Source organism: Acinetobacter sp. Tol 5 (assembly GCF_019702905.1).
GTDB lineage: Bacteria > Pseudomonadota > Gammaproteobacteria > Pseudomonadales > Moraxellaceae > Acinetobacter > Acinetobacter bereziniae.
This window is the reverse complement of sequence record NZ_AP024708.1, coordinates 2,283,318-2,302,219: the sequence shown is the minus strand read 5'-3', so window position 1 is coordinate 2,302,219 and position 18,902 is coordinate 2,283,318. Positions and strand designations below refer to the sequence as shown.

The 18,902-nt window shown below is 36.6% G+C and carries 15 protein-coding genes and 1 pseudogene; 2 read left to right on the top strand and 14 right to left on the bottom strand.

Annotation, left to right across the window (positions count from 1 at the left end; translation table 11 throughout):
• Positions 1–46: 46 nt before the first annotated feature.
• From TOL5_RS10645 to TOL5_RS10615, 7 genes are all read right to left on the bottom strand, one after another.
• Entirely contained in the window at positions 47–358 is a 312-nt protein-coding gene (locus TOL5_RS10645) for a helix-turn-helix transcriptional regulator (RefSeq protein WP_004830773.1), read from the bottom strand.
• On the bottom strand, positions 355–1,686 hold the full coding sequence (locus TOL5_RS10640) for a type II toxin-antitoxin system HipA family toxin (protein ID WP_151781692.1): 1,332 nt from the start codon (positions 1,684–1,686) through the stop codon (positions 355–357). The genes TOL5_RS10645 and TOL5_RS10640 overlap by 4 nt, the downstream gene beginning before the upstream one ends.
• Positions 1,687–2,064: 378 nt before the next feature.
• On the bottom strand, positions 2,065–2,955 hold the full coding sequence (locus TOL5_RS10635; RefSeq protein ID WP_228288721.1) for a LysR family transcriptional regulator: 891 nt from the start codon (positions 2,953–2,955) through the stop codon (positions 2,065–2,067).
• A gap of 53 nt (positions 2,956–3,008) precedes the next feature.
• Positions 3,009–4,361 (bottom strand): MFS transporter, encoded by a 1,353-nt coding sequence (locus tag TOL5_RS10630; protein WP_151781690.1) that lies wholly within the window; start codon positions 4,359–4,361, stop codon positions 3,009–3,011.
• Positions 4,362–4,408: 47 nt separating this feature from the next.
• Positions 4,409–5,695, bottom strand: a complete 1,287-nt coding sequence (gene salA / locus TOL5_RS10625; protein WP_151781689.1) for a salicylate 1-monooxygenase — start codon at positions 5,693–5,695, stop codon at positions 4,409–4,411.
• A gap of 350 nt (positions 5,696–6,045) precedes the next feature.
• Complete coding sequence (locus TOL5_RS10620; RefSeq protein ID WP_199979179.1) at positions 6,046–8,226, bottom strand: TonB-dependent siderophore receptor; 2,181 nt, start codon at positions 8,224–8,226, stop codon at positions 6,046–6,048.
• Between the two features lie 320 nt (positions 8,227–8,546).
• Positions 8,547–9,248: an IS1-like element ISPa14 family transposase gene (locus TOL5_RS10615; RefSeq protein ID WP_005157712.1), complete on the bottom strand. Its 702-nt coding sequence runs from the start codon at positions 9,246–9,248 to the stop codon at positions 8,547–8,549.
• Positions 9,249–9,873: 625 nt separating this feature from the next.
• On the opposite strand from TOL5_RS10615, the gene TOL5_RS10610 reads away from it, so the two are divergent.
• A complete protein-coding gene (locus TOL5_RS10610) occupies positions 9,874–10,749 on the top strand; it encodes a DUF6685 family protein (protein ID WP_227560658.1) in 876 nt (291 codons plus the stop codon).
• Positions 10,750–10,818: 69 nt separating this feature from the next.
• Here the strand turns inward: TOL5_RS10610 and TOL5_RS10605 are convergent, their stop codons facing one another.
• On the bottom strand, positions 10,819–11,622 hold the full coding sequence (locus tag TOL5_RS10605) for a helix-turn-helix transcriptional regulator (RefSeq protein ID WP_121774381.1): 804 nt from the start codon (positions 11,620–11,622) through the stop codon (positions 10,819–10,821).
• Between the two features lie 73 nt (positions 11,623–11,695).
• A complete protein-coding gene (locus TOL5_RS10600; RefSeq protein ID WP_058967683.1) occupies positions 11,696–12,238 on the bottom strand; it encodes a YbhB/YbcL family Raf kinase inhibitor-like protein in 543 nt (180 codons plus the stop codon).
• A gap of 343 nt (positions 12,239–12,581) precedes the next feature.
• Between TOL5_RS10600 and TOL5_RS10595 the strand changes: the two are divergent.
• A pseudogene (locus TOL5_RS10595) lies at positions 12,582–12,761 on the top strand (alpha/beta hydrolase); the annotation flags it as partial.
• 148 nt (positions 12,762–12,909) lie between these two features.
• Here the strand turns inward: TOL5_RS10595 and TOL5_RS10590 are convergent.
• From TOL5_RS10590 to TOL5_RS10570, 5 genes are all read right to left on the bottom strand, one after another.
• Positions 12,910–14,151, bottom strand: coding sequence for an acetamidase/formamidase family protein (locus TOL5_RS10590; protein WP_121774382.1), 1,242 nt, complete (start codon positions 14,149–14,151; stop codon positions 12,910–12,912).
• A 223-nt stretch (positions 14,152–14,374) separates the two neighbouring features.
• Positions 14,375–15,712, bottom strand: coding sequence for an MFS transporter (locus tag TOL5_RS10585; RefSeq protein ID WP_221260707.1), 1,338 nt, complete (start codon positions 15,710–15,712; stop codon positions 14,375–14,377).
• Positions 15,713–15,861: 149 nt separating this feature from the next.
• Positions 15,862–16,887: an enoyl-CoA hydratase/isomerase family protein gene (locus tag TOL5_RS10580; protein ID WP_221260706.1), complete on the bottom strand. Its 1,026-nt coding sequence runs from the start codon at positions 16,885–16,887 to the stop codon at positions 15,862–15,864.
• A gap of 15 nt (positions 16,888–16,902) precedes the next feature.
• On the bottom strand, positions 16,903–17,676 hold the full coding sequence (locus TOL5_RS10575) for an enoyl-CoA hydratase (RefSeq protein WP_049044254.1): 774 nt from the start codon (positions 17,674–17,676) through the stop codon (positions 16,903–16,905).
• A gap of 45 nt (positions 17,677–17,721) precedes the next feature.
• A complete protein-coding gene (locus TOL5_RS10570; RefSeq protein ID WP_151781403.1) occupies positions 17,722–18,849 on the bottom strand; it encodes an acyl-CoA dehydrogenase family protein in 1,128 nt (375 codons plus the stop codon).
• Between the last annotated feature and the right edge of the window lie 53 nt (positions 18,850–18,902).

Here is an 18,902-nt window from a genome sequence, read left to right as displayed (position 1 = left end):
GATTGAAAGCTGTAATTATTATTAAATTTAACCATCTGAGTAACAATCAAGTATTCGATGATTTAAAAATTTTTTCAACAATATGCTCATGCGTAGGGATGAGCCCAGCTTTTAATCCAAGGGGTTTAAACACTTTATCAACAACAGATTGAGTAAGTTTTCCTTTATCTTGCTCGATATCGCTCAGTGTACGTCGACTAATACCGACCAGTGTTGCATATTGTTCTTGTGACATACTTAATAGATTTTTCCGAAGATAAGCCAACAATTGCCCCATGCTTATTTCATTCATTAAGTACTTTGTATACAAATCAATCAGAACTTGCTGGCGATCTTGTGGTTGTTTTTTAATATTCATAAAAGTTCCCATCGCTTTAATTTAGCTTCAATGTAGTCGAATGAGAGTACAGGCATTTCAATGATCTGTTTGGGTATGCCCTTGTCTATTAATCTTTGTTTGAGTCCAAGCAATTTATTCGCCAATGATTTCAGCGTCTCTAAAGATATATCAGGATCACACCACGGCGCCAATTTCTGTGAAATTTGAATCCATTGGTATTCACCACCTTCTTCATAAGGACTTCCCCATGTTGTTGACCTAATCACATGCTCTGGGTCTGCTTTCATAGGAGCAAAATCATAAATCGGAGAAAGAAAAACATTTCCAGTCTTTTTTAAAAATGAAGTATTACGCCCATGATTATCTGAATTACCAAAAATGATATTAAGTAAATCTCGTTGTAGCCATTCGCAAACAAATTGAGTCGAATTAAACTTAGTATCTATGGTTTTAAGTAAAATACAAAGACTGTCAATCACTTCAAAATGATTAAGATGACTCCCTGCTGACTTATTTAAAATTGAATACACTGATTCAAGTCCATATCGATGCCATCGTTGATCACACCATTCGGTATCAAATCTTGGCAACCACAATGAAGGATACCTTTCACCTTCAATAAGCCGCATATTGGCGGTATCAATTGTACTAAAACCCAGTTCATTCAATTCACGGTAATAATAATATTCAGCTCTTAGAATGTTACAGTCAATTTCACTGCGATTATTTCTCGGAAATTTAACCAAGTAATGCTGATCAGGAGTATCAAAGCTTTGTTGATAAGTATCAATCCAGACTTTTTGATCCGCTGTGTAACGCACAAGCAGTTTTGGTGCTTCACCACCTGTACCGGTTGCTCCCCCGCTGATAGCTCCCATTTGCTGTGCATACTCTAAAAAATCTGCATTACGATCAGCAACATCTGCCGTACTAAATTTGCGTAAATGTAAAGTAGACTCAGGATTTATGGGAGGAATTGATTCTTTAATTCGTAAATTTCCAACAGGTGCAATCACTCCTTTTTCTAATAAAATACTGTCTTGTTCTGCATGTGAGAATTTTTGTAAGTTGAGATAGTTAATCCAATAACGTCGTGCAGCACCTGAAGGAATAATATCATCTAAAAAGCCAAACCATGTTTTGGCTTCATGTTTAATAATCAGTTGCACTGGAAGCGATAAACTACAAACATGTTCATCCCTTTTGTCTAAATATGAAATGGCGTATTCAATTTGGTACTCTAGTTCACAGGGACTCGCCGATCCCTTTTCAGGATCTAATATTTTAAGTTCTGCTATATCTAACCAGTGCGTATCAAATAATGCCTGTATTGTAAATTTCTTCATAAATAGAAATGAGCAGTAATTTGCTCAAAATTAGCATGAAAAATAATAAATGTGAATATATTTGCTCATTTCTGCGAATTTAAAATATTTTTGTGCAAATTTTTGCTCAATTATTTCAATAACGACAACCAACGTTCTCTGAACTTCTATACCAAAATTTCAAACTAATTTTCTGGGTTAACGACATCCAAAGACACTTTAACCCGATCTAATACAATCATTGTTGTGAAATAGATTACTTCACACCATCTAATATTCGTATATTCAGAACTACCTTCTGGAACATTCATATTAAAGTATTTTTAAGTTGATTTAAGGTCGTATCAAGATGACAATAATCACAAGATTGTTCATTTCGTAAATCATCTGATCTATACTTTAGAGTAATTGAAAAAGTTGTTGTAGTGTTTGGATAAACCAAGTTCGTGCATCCAAATCATCTCGATGATTGTACCAATTTACGCTGACATTAAAGGGTTTGACTGAAAATGGTAATTCAAAAATATTTACATCACTATTTCGCTCATACACTTTTGCAGCACGAGAAGGCAAGGTCACCAATAATTCAGAACTGTTCACCACATCTTGCAATACACTAAAATGAGGGAGTTCTAGCATAATTTTTCTTTTTAACCCCATTTCTTTAAGCTTCTGATCAATTTCAATATGCCCTGTCGAAGATTTAATAGCCGCATGTTTTTCTTGTAAATACTGCTCTAAACTCAGTTGCTCCCTAATCCGTGGATGGTTTTTGTCAGCAATGCACATATAGCGTTCTTCAAATAAGTTGCGAGATTCTATTTTTGGCATGACGGTATAGCTGCTATTAAATACAGCCGCATCTAAAAAACCCTCAACTAGCCATTCCTCGACTTTATCAGACTGAATTTCTTCAATTTCTATTTTAATAAATGGTGCTTCTTGTGCCAGATGTTGAATCAATGATGGTAAAAGGCAAAATTCTCCTAAGTCTGATAATCCTAAACGAAAGACTCGCATGGATGTTTTGGGATCAAATCGTTGTGAAGCGATAATTGCCATTTCAATATCAGAAATCGCCTGCCTAAAACTGGGATATAAACTTTGCGCAAGTTTGGTGGGTTTTACGCCAAATTTATCTCGCTCAAAGAGTGGATCATTTAAAGATTTGCGTAAACGGTTCAAATTATAGGTGACGGAAGGCTGACTCAAATTCAGTCGTTCAGCCGCATGACTGATATTTTTAGTTTCAAAAATAATGACAAACACTTTGATAAGACTTAGATCAATCAATTTTAATCTCTCGATTCAATGAGGAAGGTTTTGCCTTCCTCAATCTAGCTTTAGACTTGTACTGTTTTAACCGCTAATTTTGTGTTTTTCAAACGCAGATGAATCATTGAAATACTCAGCACAGCAATCATACATGGGATTGATAGAGCGATGAAATTATAATGAATCGGTAAATTTAAGCTTAATAACCAACCACATAAGATGGGTCCTAAAATTGCCCCCAAACGTCCTACACCCAATGCCATTCCTAAGCCCGTTGCCCGGATATTTGATGAATAAAATTGTGACATATAAGCCAATAATAATATTTGCCCACCAATGGAAGCCGCACCAGCAACAGCAATACAAAAATAAAGAATAATCGTTGGTAAGTTAAAACTGAGTAATATAAATGCAGCAGCCCCACTTAAAAATAGCGTACATAATACTTTGACCAAATTGAACCGATCCGCTAAATAGCCTCCGCAAATTGCACCAAGCATTCCGCCGATGTTCAAGGCGAGCAGAAAAACCAAACTGGTCGACAGATCATAGCCTGCTTCTAACATTAATTTCGGTAACCAGTTGCCTAAGGCATAGACCAAGACCAATGCCATAAATACACTTAACCAAAATAAAAGTGTAATCATTGCTCTATTGTCTGCAAATAAATCCTTGATTGGAGATTGAGAGGAAGATTGATTGTTTTGATCGAGACAAATTTTTGTTTGAGCTGTGTAATTAATATTGCTATTAATTTGTTTAAGAATGTCTGCTGCTTTTTCAGTTTTGTTTCTACGAACCAAATAATCAATTGACTCAGGTAATAACAGCCAAATGATAGGTATCAATAACAGCGGTATCCCCCCAAGAATAAACATAATTTTCCAGCCAAATTGTGGAACTAACCACATTCCCAATAAAGCTGAACACATTCCACCAACTGCATAACCACTAAACATGAGCGATACTAAAGTTGAGCGTAATTTTTTTGGTGCATATTCGGTCATGAGTGCAATGATGTTTGGCATCACACCACCCAAGCCCAAACCTGCCAAAAATCGAAAGATTCCAAAACTTTGCGGATCACTTGCATAGCCACAAAGTAAAGTAAAACCACTGAATAAACAGATGCATAAAATGATTAATTTTTTACGGCTAAAGCCATAGCGCTCTAATTTATCACTCAAACTTCCAAAAAGAATCGCTCCAAACATCATGCCAAATAAGGCAACACTTCCTAAAAATCCTGCTGTGATACTGTCAATTTTCCATTCTGCCATTAGTTTAGGCAGCGCCACTCCATAAATCACTAAATCATAGCCATCAAAAATAATGATCAGTGCGCTAAGTAAAATCACACGCCAATGAATCGCCTTCAATTTGGCATGATCAATGACTTCATTTGCATTTATGGTTTGCATAATAGACCTCCCTGGTCACATTATTTTGTTTTATTTCATTTTTTTATTTAGCTATATATTTCACTTTGTTGTAATTGATTGGACAATGCAGCTTGGGCTTGCTGAATATCTTGCTCAAGAGAATGCTGCCATAACCAATCAAAACGATGTGTTAAATGCTGTCCGATAGATTCAAAATCTGAATATTTCGATGAATACAATTCGTATATTTCACCTGATTCACGTGATGTGTTTTGAACTTTGACTGCACGTTCTAAGCGTATTTGCTGATATATTTCAGAAACAAACTGAATGGATTCATGTGTTAGTTCAGGGTTTTCTAATAATTTTGCAAGGATTAAAGCATCTTCAAGACCTTGCCCAGCTCCTGCACCTTGATGTGGCAACATCGCATGCGCAGCATCACCTATCAAAATCACATTATTGGTACTGTTTTTATAAGTCTCTAAAGGCTGAATTTCATGTAAAGCCCAGATTGTTGGCGAGTCAATCAGTACCAATAAGGCTTTACAGCTCTCACTCCAGTCTGAAAAATCAGCCAACATTTGTTGTTTTGAAGCAGCCATTGTCCAAGGTATATTTTCAGCCAATACCGTTTGTGTACGATCTGACTTAAATGCCACAATATTGATTTCCTCCCCCTGTCGAATTGGGAAGGTCAAAATGTGTTTATCTTTACCTAAAAACATTTGCGGAACATCTGCGATTTCCACATCGCGCCCTAATTTTTCAATCGCTTGTTTATAGTCTTGATACTTAATGATCCCCCGATATGCCCAAGTTCCAGAAAATTGAGGTTCACTGCGCGGCAATTGATGTGAATCCAGCACATGATTTCGGACAACGGAACGAATACCATCACAACCAATTACATAATCAAAGGTTGCATCTTGTCCATCAATGAAGCACACCGTCACTTGATCTTCATCTGCTTCAATATTTTGTACACGTTTGTTGAAGTGTACATTTGATAACGGAACTAAAGGAATTAAGCTATCAAGAAAATCTGCACGATGTACTGAAGACTGTCCAACAGATGGAGCAAGAGATGCTGATAGATATTCGTCAGTATAGCCATTCCGCCATTGGAACCAAATATCGGTATAGGGCGCTTTGACCTGATCTGCAATAGATTGATATTCTTGGCTTAAACCTAACAATTGGATTGCTTTTACCGCATTTGCACCAAAAGAGATTCCTGCACCAATTTCTGAAAATTCAGCAGCAGACTCAAATAAATGTACATCTAAGTTTGTATTTTTAACCAATTGGGTCATGAGTGCTAGTCCAGCAATACCTCCACCAATGACTGCAACTCTAATTTTTTTGTCCATTTTAGCATTCCTTACTAAATTACTTAGAATTCTATAATTGGTTATTTTTTAAGATAAATCCAATTTATATTTTTTGGTTTATACTATCTATTTTTTTGATATTTAGTTCATGCTCTGCTTTTAAATCTGCTTTTGTTTTTTATTAATTGTTAATAAAATCAACTTTCTAATAAACTTCATTGGATCGTGATGAAAGGCTAATAATTTTGAAAAATTGCCGAATAACTTAATTTATGCGCTTAACGTAAAGCAATGAGATTTTGCATTTCTGACATGTATCACTCATTTTGAGTGATACATGTCAATCTGATGATCAGTTTAAATAAATACAAATTAGGAAAATAGGCATACTAGAAACTTACAGTCCAAGCAAGTTGCGCTGTCCGTGGTGCGCCAAGAAATAAATAATCATCGCCTAAGAAATTTCCGGCATCTCTCCAATACTGTTTATTGAACAGATTGTCGATATTGAATCGAAGTGTATTGTCATAGCCATAAGCTCTGAAATTATAAGCTGTGCCTAGATTAAATACAGTATAACTCGGCACTTTGACTGTACCCGTTTTATTGGCATATTTACTGCTGCTGTATTGCATACCTGCCAATAAGCGTAACCCCTCTATTTGTGCCACTTGATAAGAGAGATAGTTTGCAAAACGAACTGATGGTATATTTTGGGTCTGATGCCCTTGATATTCAGTAACTTGGATGTCCTTTAAGCGTGAACGTGTTAATGCCAAAGTCGAAACCAAATCCAGGTTTTGTCCTAAACGCCCTTGCACACCTAACTCTAATCCAAGGTTATGCTGTTGACCTTCAGCAATAAAATCTCGTTCAGTATTGGTATATTGATTGTCCTGTTTTAAATCAAACACTGCTGCCGTAAACAGCAAATCTTGCCACTGTTGTTTAACACCTAACTCATACTGAGTTGAATGTACAGGAGCTAAAGTTAGACTTGGATTGTTGGCAAACCACGGAGCTTGTCCACCATCACTTAAGCCTTTGGCATAAGAAGCATAAATGTTGGTATGTTCCCAAGGTTGATACATCAGCGCAAATTGGGGTAAGAAACGATTAAAATTGGTGTCTCGAATCTTATTTGACTCGACATTGTAGGCTCCCTCATTGAGATGAATCAGTTTGCCACCCAAAGAGACTGACCATTCTGGATTAAAAGCAATTAAATCAATGATATTCAATGCTGTTTGTTGACTATCTAATGATTTATAGTGTTTACCCAAATGTTTGTCTGTAGGGATATAACTTTGCGGGTCCTCACCTATATTTCCTGTAGACTCAGCCCCTTCAACTACAGGTAAATTAATTGCATCATATTGTGTATGACGTTTAGCAGTTTGAGATAATTCTAAACTTAACTGATGCTGCAAAAAACCAGTGCTGAATGCCCCATTCAATCCGATTTTAAATTGGTTGGTTAAGTAGCTATCATCTGGACTGCGAAAATCATAAATATCGTAGTTGCCATTTTGATCAAAGCTATTCCCTAAGCCCGTCGTTTGACAAATACTGCTATAACATCCCCAAGGAAATGCAGCGTAATCATCTATCACCACACGACTTTGTGATGCTGTAAAATTTGCCTTCCAGTGATCATTGAACTGAAATAAATATTTTAAACTGGCATTTAAACTGTCGTTGGTTACAGGTTTACTCCAGCTTTGATAAGCAAGTAAACGATCCCATTTCACATTTTGGGGAAGTGTCGTTCCATCCAGTAACTGATATCCAGCCACTGAACGTTGACGTTGTCGCTGTGATTCTAGATCAAATTCTAACTTTGAACGTTCAGAAATATCCCAATCTAGCGCCATAGAACCAAACAAGCGCTTACCATCGGCATGTTCAACGTAGGAATGAATATCTTCTGTCGCAAGATTGATGCGATAACCAAACTGTTGCGTGTCTCCAAACAATCCACCTAAATCCGTTGCTACGCGAAAACCACCATAACGGTCGGTTTCTAATGTCATTGAACGAATATCTTCAGGTCGTTTGGTGACATAATTGATTACACCACCTGGTGTTGACATTCCACTTTGAACGGCACTGATGCCCTTTAAAATCTCGACTTGAGCTTTATTCTCAAGTGCAATATTTTGTTCGCCACGGACTAAGTTGCCATTCAGTAAATAGCTTGATCCAAGATTTAGCCCAAAACCACGCATCATAAAGTTAGAATAATAACCAATAGGTGCATAACCATCGCCAATAGCTGCATCATTCTTAACCACATCAGAAAGTGTTTTAGCATGCTGATCTGCTAAACGATCAGCAGTGATGGTATGGATTGAAGCCGGAATTTCAGCAATATTAGACTGACTAAAACCTGATAAATTGACCTTGGGTTGATAAGCTGCTTCGGTTTGAACGTCGACTTTAATGGTTTTAAGCTGTTGTGTATTTTTTTCCGTTTCTGCATGTAGCAGTACTGGACTCAGTGCCAAACATGAAAATGAACCAACTGCCAGCAACGCTTTTTGTAAACGAGAAAATGGATACCTTTTCACTGTAATTGCCTAACCCCAAGATAATTTTACAAGCTAAATTTTAGCGCACGAGTATTCACAATTTTTTCTCAATGAACAAGCATTTTTATGCCATATTTAAGAATAATTCATGCTTTTATTGTGCAAGAAATCCATAATTTATTTATGTATATTACGATAAGCCATCTTTCTGTTTGCGTTATTTTTCAGCAGTTTTTTATTAAGTACTTTAGACCTTTTACGAAAGTCATTTTAGAAATAAGGGACATGTCACTAAGCGACTAAACGCTTGAAGTCAATATCATTGAATTTTGGGTGGTGTTTCAAAAAGTATGCTGACATTAAATGAAGCCATTATTGATGTAAAAAAAGGTTAAGTCGAAAGCTTTAAAATGGTTTTCAATCTTTTTTGAAAAATTACAACTCCTTCTAAAACCACGCCTAATTCGATGCCTTATTTTGCAATTATTACCTTCAATACCTACAGTAAAAAATTTACCAATACTTTGCTTGCAGTTTTTAAAAGCAGTTATGAAACTGTCCCAATGATCACTTGCAATTCGGGTGTAGTGAATACCTAATTGTTTAAGCTTTGTCTTCAATCGTTGAACTGTAGCTAAGTCTCTTTTACCCCAAACATAAGCAACAATCTCACCTGTTTCTCGATGGTAGGCGTAAATAAGCCATTGTTTATTATTTTTATTTCCCACAAAAGTCCAAAACTCATCAACTTCAAGAGACTCATAATGACTTTGTTTAGGCTGAATTTGGTAGGTCGATTCGGTTAAAGTACGTAAAACTTTACCGATACTGATTCGCTCAACTTCAGCGATATCTCGTATACCACTACCTCTGACCATCAACTGTAATATTTTTCGAGTAATGCCTGAATTACATCCTAGATAGCTCAGAGCATGGTCACCAATAAACTGACGTTTACAGTCTTTGCACTGATAGTTTTGTTTCCCATCTACTTTGATGCCATTTTTCTTTATACTGTCACCGAGGCAGGTTGGACATTTGATTTCTAGAGTTATTCGCATTTCTCTATTTTATCAAAATTCAACCTGCTTTGTTTCAGCATACTTTTTGAAACACCACCGAATTTTGTTATTTTTTATATTTCATAAAACTATTAGAGCTCTTGCGTTAGTCAAAATTTGAGCAGTTGTGATCTTTCTTATATAGTCAATCTGTTGAAAAATTCATACAGTAGAATATCATTTCTCTTGATCAATAAAATTAAAGCGATCAATATATTGTTTGATGATATAAAGCTTGCATTGCCACGCTTTAGCTCTAAAGTTTAAATGGTTTTGTGTAGGCGATACTCTACTTTTCAGAGATGAAAAGTAACAAAAATCTTCCGTTGAGCGAGGGGTACATCCTAATACCCCCGCTCAACATGGCGACATCCATGTCGCCTCGTGATAGCAAGACTGTTTATGATTCAAAAGTACAAAATAAATGAATCATCCAAATCCGTTGTATGAATAATCAGGTGGTTTGGCTATATAAGGTATTGTATATAGCTAAATGACCCAAAAACCTACTTTCGCAAGAGGTCTATTATAAAATAGTTTATACTTTCGCAAGAAATATAGTGTTTTTAATTTGATTTTAATTTATGTTAAACAGCAATTAAATTTATATTTTTAGAGTAAATTAATGATAAACTATATTCGAACGTTTTATATTGAGTCTAAAATTAAAAAAACAGTAGATTTGGAGCTAAACAAATACAATTACTTTAATTTAATAAAAAAATTTAAAAATGAAAATTTTATTAGCGCAAAAGAATTACTAAGATTAGATGTTTTATTGGATTCATATACATATTCAGTAAAATTAAGACCTCTAGATGGCAATCTTACAAACAGTAGAACAGAACTAGAAAAATATCTGAAACTTCTTATAAAAAAAGATGTTGAAAGAAAATATATTAATTTAAGAGATGTCGGTTCTTTATCATGCTCACGAGATGAAGATCTTTTTTCAGATTATACTAATATTTCTAGTTGGTGGCTTGCAACATTGTTTAAAGGAAAGAAAAGCTTATCAAATGAAAAACGCGAAAAATATCTAAAATTTAATCAAGAACAGATATCAGAAACTATTATAGACAAGGAAAACCCATCACCTGATAGTTTTACAGATAATCATCAGGATTTTTATAAATTTCAATGGCATAATAAGATTATGGCTAATAATGGTGGTGGCTCTCACCGTTTAGGACGCGTTATAACGCTATGTAATGAGTTTGATCATAATGAATTTTATGAGACTAATCTTCATAGCTTTTATATAGATAATTTAATTTTAGATACATTATTTGAAAAATATTGCCTTTTTATAGTTTTTAAAGATGAATCAATTATTCATTTTATAAACTTTATTTACTCAAAAAAAATTGAAGCATATACGCTTGATTTAGAAAATTTTCAAATTTTAATAATTAAAAAGAATAATACTTCTTCAAGCATATGTTCGATTTTAAATAATCAGCAGAATATTAAAGAATTTCTGGAGGAATTTATGATCTGAATAGTCATTAAAAAAAGCGAGATATACCTAATTTTTTATTTAAGCTGATTGATGCAAAAGTTTGTGTAATCACTTCATTATGGATTTTCGAATTTCTCGTGGTGTCATTCCAAATAAAACTTTGAATTGTTCTGTAAATCTTGATTGGGATTGATAACCACATTGATTAGCAATGTGACCAATATTCAATTGAGTCGTTTGCAACAAATGTAATCCATGACTTAAACGTGTTCTACTCCGAATATCTTGAATATTCTCACCTTCATTTTTTAATTTACGTCTCAAGGTCGAACTACTCATAAAAAGATCTGCTGCAATTAACTCAGCAGTCCAATCCAAAGTTAGATTGTTTGCAATCATGCGATGTATTTTTTCACTGAACCGATGGGTTTGATTGATATTGGAAACATCGCGATATCCAAGATAATAAAGAATGCTCAACAGTTCTTTTTTTCTATATTTTATCACTCCTACTGAGGACATTATTGCGAGTTGCATATATTGTAAAAGTGCAGTTTTAAGGATTGTATTGATATCCCCCTGTAGATATTCAACAGGCGGCTGAGGGTTCATTGGCAAGTCAGTAAAATCCTCTTGCTCAAAATCGATCAGCACAGCAAAATATTCCTCTTGATGAGGTATATTTCTCATATCTATACGTGAGCTATTCGATAAAAATACAAAAGTTCCTGATTGGCATGTGACCAATTCCGATGTACCTAATTGTTTCTCACCATTTAAAATAAAGATAAGCAATGGCTTTATAATTGGTACGTTACTAATTATTTGTTCTTTATGGGAACAATAAATTGAAAAGGGTAAATATTGCTGTTGATTGATCGCTGTTTTAGCTATAGCAATGAGGTCATTCATGATTGAATATTTGGAATGTAATCATGATTTTAATTACATTCCACTCCTTTCAAATTAGATTATTTAATAGCCCCTATCTTTGATAAAGAGCTTCGATTGTACTTGATGCAAGACTATGCGCTTTAACCATGTAGCCTGTTAATGCACCAGATGCACCTTTGGGTAGATCTAGCTTCTCAGAAAGTGCGTAGACCGTAAATTGATAACGATGAATCCCATGACCTTTTGGTGGGCAAGCTCCGCCAAATCCAGTTTGTCCAAAATCATTTGTTAAATTTATGACTCCTTTAGATTCTAATTTTCCATGACCTGATGGAATCGAAGTGACTTCGGTGGGTATATTGACTGCTTGCCAATGCCACCATCCGCTGCCTGAGGGAGCATCTGGATCATAAACCATAATCGCATAAGCTTTGGTTGCTTTAGGCGCCCCACTCCAAGACAGCTGTGGAGATTTGTTTTCACCTGAACACCCAAAGCCTTGGTATTCATGTTTCTTTTTCATGATTTCTCCCTGCGTAATGTCTGTACTTTTGAGCTTGAACTCATCCGCATAGGTAAAGCCTGAAAAAATACTGAGCAACGGAAATATAAATTTCACAATGTTTTTATTCATTAAGTTTATCCTGTCTAAATACAGCATCTTAATGTTTTTAATAAAATTTAATTCTCTCTAAGTTGCCATTTTTTCGCCTAAATCAATCATTCTTAATTATATTGGAAAATATATTGAAAAATATGTCGATAAATAGCTGATATGACATGATTACAATCAAAAATGTACTCATCGATGATGCTCTAAATGACTGCTAATCTAGTAATACTATAGAACCCATCTTCATACTGATATTATGATGGATTCTAAAAATCAAACTAAAACTTTGTTTTAAAAAAATTTATTTTAATACCAGATATTGATTTAAATTTTGTAAGGTAAAATTAGTGACGGATAAGTTGCCGCAACTATTTTTGCGTGTGAATATGACCCAGTCAGGGATGATGCTGAGCGTTATGCCGAAAGATTAAAAAATGCAGGTATTGATGTGAAATTACATCTGTTAACTGGAATGATTCATGGAGCAATTCATATGACCGCAATCACCTCAGAAGCCCGAAAAATTTATCAAAAAATTGAGTGAGCTATAGACTAAGGCTGAACCAATACGACAAGACTTAAGCAAGTTCAAAAGGTCAGTCTCTCAATATTTTTGTTTTAAATGTTTTATACAACCCAAACAGCCTGTTATTCATCGAACAGGCTGTTTTGAACGATATAGCTATATCAATTTAAGGTGTTGTTGCTTTACTTGCGTCTTCAGCAAACTCTCTAAAATCAGCTTTTCGAATTTTAGCGTGAATACCTTTGGTTTTATCGACGACTTGAGACACTTCAAAATCAGTTGCAGCACTTAAGTAAGCATAAGCAATTGCTTCATCAATGCCATATTCTTTATTTAAGAAACGAATTGCTTCTCGTGTAGATTTTTTCATCGCTTCGTCAAGGTCAGGGTCTAAACCGGGTGTGATCCAAAACTCAGCATTTTCTGCTAAGGGTTGTACAATCTCTTGCCCCGGAATCTTATCTTTACCCGCTTTTAACAAAGTAAACTTTAAGGTCGCACGAGCAGAAGCCTCTAATGCAGTTAAAGCGACTTCACCATCACCTTGTGCAAAATGACTATCGCCTGTGTAAAACAAAGCCCCTGCAACTTGAACAGGATAGTAAGCTGTAGACCCAGCGCCTAATTCATTAATATCAATATTACCACCATACATTGCAGGTGGGACTGAATGAACGGGCTCTGAAGTATTCGGTGCTACACCCATGATGCCCATGAACGGGCTCAACGGGAATCGAATCGACTTACCTGATTCCGTTTTTAATACGCCTTCATATTCACCTTTGGCATTTTTTTCGATGGGGGTAAATACTGAAACATTGCCATAGCGTTCAGGATGTTCGGCTGAAGCATCCGCCTGTTGTGGTTTTTTAGGAAACTCGCCAACCAAAGCACCTTTGCCATGACGATTCGAAATCACCCCATAAGGCACACGAGGTTCAACTTTAATCACTTCGACTTTTAAAATATCGCCGGGTTGTGCACCTTGAATTGCAATTGGACCAGTCACGATGTGTGGTCCGTCTTTATGAAAATCATGCTTTAAATGCGATTTGGTAATAGTTTTTGCTTCATCTAAAATATATTCATCTTGAACACCCTTAGACTTAAAGAATTTTTCTGCATCTCGTCCTTGATCTTCAAGCAAGCCTTCATGTGAAACCGTATCGAATGTCACGGTACTTCCAGATGGCACTGAAAGTACAGGTTTAGCATCTTTATTTGGTAGGTATCCCCACGTTATCGTATTCAAGGTCGAAGGAACGTAATAGTTACCTTTATATTCACCTTCTTTAAGCTGAACGGGTTTAGTGGAAAGCTGTTTAAGAACATTAAAATTATCTGCTTGAGCGACTGAAGAACCGAGAGTGGCAAAAATAAATAAAGACAAAACCGTGTGCTTAAACATATAACAGCCCCTTAATCATTGAAAAATAAAAATATTGTGCATGTGAAGTACAGCAAGTTTCATGCCATAGCAAAAAATCACAGGATTTAGAGGTTTTCAATTGAAAATGTGCTGTTTAAAGCCATAGTGATGAACCAATAACGGGCATTTTTTAATTATTGGTAAAAAAAAACAGCAACATGAATTTAGCATAAGCTGCCCATGTTGCTGAGGATTTTAAATTTTATGAGGATTTAATTTCTTTTTGTGCAAAAGACTTTGCTTTGTTTGGAAATACATCAGGCTTTAAGAATGATGATGCAATGATGGCAATCACAGCAAAACTGACGATATAAGTGATGACCAAATGTGTGCTACCACCACCGATACTTAAAAGTTTTGTCGCAATCAAAGGAGCTAAACCTCCACCTAATACACCCGCAAACTGTACAGAGATCGAAATACCACTATAACGAATTTCAGCAGGGAATTGACGCGCAAAAAGCTGAGATTGTGGTGCATACATAATTGGGAATACAACGCCAATTGCCAATACAATCGCAGTCCACACCAGCACAGGATCTTTGGTATTCAACATGGCAAAGAATGGATAGCTATACAGTGCTAAGACGCATAGACCAAACCTAAACATATTCCGTTGACCGACCTTGTCTGATAAATGTCCACACAGTGGGGTCATGACCATAATTACCCCTGCACCACAAATCGTCGCAAATAATATTTCTTGTCGTACGATACCTAATTGTGTCGTGGTGTATGCCAAGGTAAAAGTTGAAGCAAGATAGAACCACGCATTTTCAGCCGCACGTGACAATATAATAGTCAGTAATTCCTTAGGATGATTTTTAAATACTTGCAATGCAGGGACTTTAATTTCTTCAGCCTGTTGTTTAACTTGCTCGAAATCTGGAGACTCTGGAACTTTAACTCGGATATACCAACCTACGCCCAATAACACAATACTGGCTAAAAACGGTATTCTCCAACCCCAGCTAAATAGTGCTTCTTCGGGTAACATTGAAACTAGCCCTAAAGCAATTGAAGCCAGCATTAGACCACCACCAGTACTGGCTTGTGGTAAGCTCCCCCAAAAACCTTTATTACCTTCAGGTGCATGCTCGACAGCCATCAGCACTGCTCCGCCCCATTCTCCACCCATTGCCATACCTTGGATAAAGCGCAAGATAATTAAGCAAATGGTTGCCCAATATCCAATCGACTCGAATGTAGGTAACAACCCAATCATGACGGTAGGAATACCCATTAACATTAAGGTCACCAACAACATTGATTTACGACCAATTTTGTCACCAAAATGCCCAAATACGATCCCACCCAATGGTCGTCCAATAAAACCAACAGCGTAGGTTGCAAATGCCGCAAGAACACCTGTCAAAGGGTCTAAGTTGGGAAAGAATAACTTATTAAAAATCAGTGCTGCTGCTGCACCATAGATAAAAAAGTCATACCATTCAATGGTCGTCCCCACCATACTTGAAATACCTGCTAAGCGGTGTGATGACTTTTTATTATTCGGATTTGTTCCTTGTACATCCTTCATTGCTCTATTCCTTCTTAACCGTTTTTTACATCCATTGAGATATATTCCATATATCTTGTATGATCCTTGGATTCACTTAAAAAATTTCTCTGATTCTCCCTTCATTTATTTGAATGAACATATTGTTTTAGCATCAGTGTGCTTTATGGCTAACCCAGTTCAGCCAATATTTTTTCTAAAATAGGATTGCTTTTTTGCCACTTTGGTTGTTTATCTTTATCGATGATTAGGGCACGAACGCCTTCTAAAATATCACCATGCTCAAACCAAATATCCTGCAAATCTCGTTCAAGTTGCATGCATTGCTGTAAAGAAAGCCCTCGACCTAAATATTGCAGTCTTAAACTGGTCTGCTTGGCCAATAAAGAACGTTGCTGCAAAGTATTTAAAACTTGAGTTGCCCATGCTTGATGTTGCTGATCTGACTCATTGGCAAGGCTTTGTTCAATTTCATCTAAGTTCTCAAAACCAAAATGTTTACGAATATTGTCCACCCATCCACTGAGTTCACTTTCTACAGGTCGAGTGATAAATTTTGAAATGATCTGATCAATATGATCTTTGCTTAAATGATCTGTTTGGCTTAAAGCTTCTTCTAGTTTAGGAAACTGTTGACTAGGTACATGATAATCTATCAAATCTAAATATAAGGCATCGCTACTCGTGATCTGGTCACCTGTAGTCGCCAGATACACCCCAATATCATCCAAACGTGATAAGAAATGTGTGGCTGCGACATCTGGAAAGAAACCAATTGCTGTTTCGGGCATCGCAAAACGTGATTTTTCACTGCTGACAATAATATGGCATGCCTGAGCCAAGCCAAAACCGCCCCCCAAAACATAGCCATCAAGTAATACCACAACCGTTTTTTGTGAGGCACGTATACAGTTCAGCATGGCATATTCAGCAATGAAGTACCCCTTATGACCCGCTGTGCCATTTTTAAAGTGATCATAGAGGTAACGAATATCACCACCTGCACAAAAAGCTTTTGGACTGTTGGATTTAATCAATATCGCCTGAATAGTTGTATCATCTTGCCAAGTTTCGATTTGCTGATGAATACCATTGATCATATCCAAGGTCAGCGCATTCAGACTCGATACACGATTTAATATAATGATGCCTAGAGCACCTTTTTGTTCAATGATTAAATGATTTTCGTGGTCCATGATTTAATCCTTTTATTATTGATTTTTAAATTGCGCTTGGCGCTTTTCTACAAAGGCTTGCATACCTTCTTTTTGATCCAAAGTCGCAAATATTGAATGGAAACTACGACGCTCAAAACGTAAACCTTCGGCTAAACTTACTTCAAAAGCACGGTTAATCGACTCTTTGATCATCATTGTCGCCACTAAAGATTTTTCAGCGATCTTTTCAGCTGCTTGTAAGGTTTCAGCTAAAAGTTGATCTTTAGGGAAAATACGGGCGACTAAACCACTGTGTTCAGCTTCAATTGCCTCCATTTGTCGAGCAGTCAAACACATTTCCATCGCTTTGGCTTTACCTACCGCCAAAGTCAAGCGCTGTGTTCCGCCTATACCGGGAATAACCCCAAGCGTTACTTCGGGTAAACCAAACTTGGCATTGTCAGCACAGTAGATAAAATCACACATCAATGCCAATTCACATCCACCACCTAGTGCGTAGCCACTGACTGCGGCAATTAAAGGTTTACGGCGCTGAGCAATTCGATCGGCAAGGTTAAAGAAATCATCAAAATAGATATTAGGAAAGTTTAATCCTGCCATTTCTTTAATATCTGCACCTGCTGCAAAGGCTTTTTCTGAGCCAGCCAGCACCATACAGCCAATATTTTGATCTTTTTCTAAATCGTCCAAAGCTAAATTCAATTCATCAATCAACATAGAATTCAATGCATTTAATGCCTTGGGACGGTTAAGCGTAATCAAACCTACGCCGTTTTGCTTTTCCAATAAAATCGTCTCAAATTGCATATTTCAATTCCTAATCTGTAGCTACGCAGTGTCTTGTGGTACAACTTATAAACTACGTGCAATGACTAAACGTTGGATGTCACTGGTGCCTTCATAAATTTGACAAATACGAGCATCACGATAAATACGCTCAATAGGAAAGTCTTTTAAATAACCATAACCACCAAATACTTGTAGCGCTGAAGAACAAACACGTTCAGCCATTTCTGACGAAAACAGTTTTGCCATAGATGCTTCGTTCAAACAGGGTTTACCAGCCTCTTTCAACCGTGCAGCATGGTGAACCAACTGTCGTGCAGCTTCGATTTCTGTCGCCATACTGGCTAAACGAAATGCAATCGCTTGATGTTCAAAAATAGCTTTCCCAAAGGTAATACGTTCTTTGGCATACTTGCTCGCTTCTTCTAACGCTGCACGGGCTAAACCTACTGCTTGGGCTGCGATCCCAATACGTCCGCCTTCAAGATTAGACAAGGCAATCTTTAAGCCTTCGCCCTCTTTACCCAACATCAAGCTTTGGTGTACACGAACATCTGTCAATGCAATTTGGCAAGTATCTGAGGCATGTAAACCCAGTTTTTCTTCTGTACGAATGACTTCATAGCCGGGTGTTTCACGCGGTACAATAAAGGCACTGATCCCTTTTTTACCTGCTTGAGGATCAGTTACTGCAAAGACAATAATGACACCTGCATTATGTCCAGACGTAATGAACTGTTTAGCACCGTTAATTACCCAATCATCACCATCTTTCACTGCGCGTGTTTTCAGTGCTGCGGCATCAGACCCAGTATGCGGTTCAGTCAAAGCAAATGCGCCAATCATTTCCCCTTGCGCTAAGGACATTAAGTATTTTTGTTTTTGTTCATTCGTACCAAATTTAGCGATTGGCACACAACCCACAGAATTATGTACACTCATGATGGTTGAAGTTGCACCATCTGCTGCTGCGATTTCTTCTAATGCAAGCACATAAGCCAAATTTCCTGTATCAGAACCACCCCATTGTTCAGAAATTAACATCCCCATAAAACCCAATTGTCCCATTTGAGACAATGCTGTTTTTGGAAATACACTGTGTTTATCCCATTCTGCTGCATGCGGTTTAATTTGTTCTTGAGCGAAATTTTTCGCCATATCCTGAATCAATAATTGTTCTTCAGTAAATTGCATTTTTCATTCCTTGATCTGTTACATCACCTGCATAAAGCCTGCTCAGCTTATGC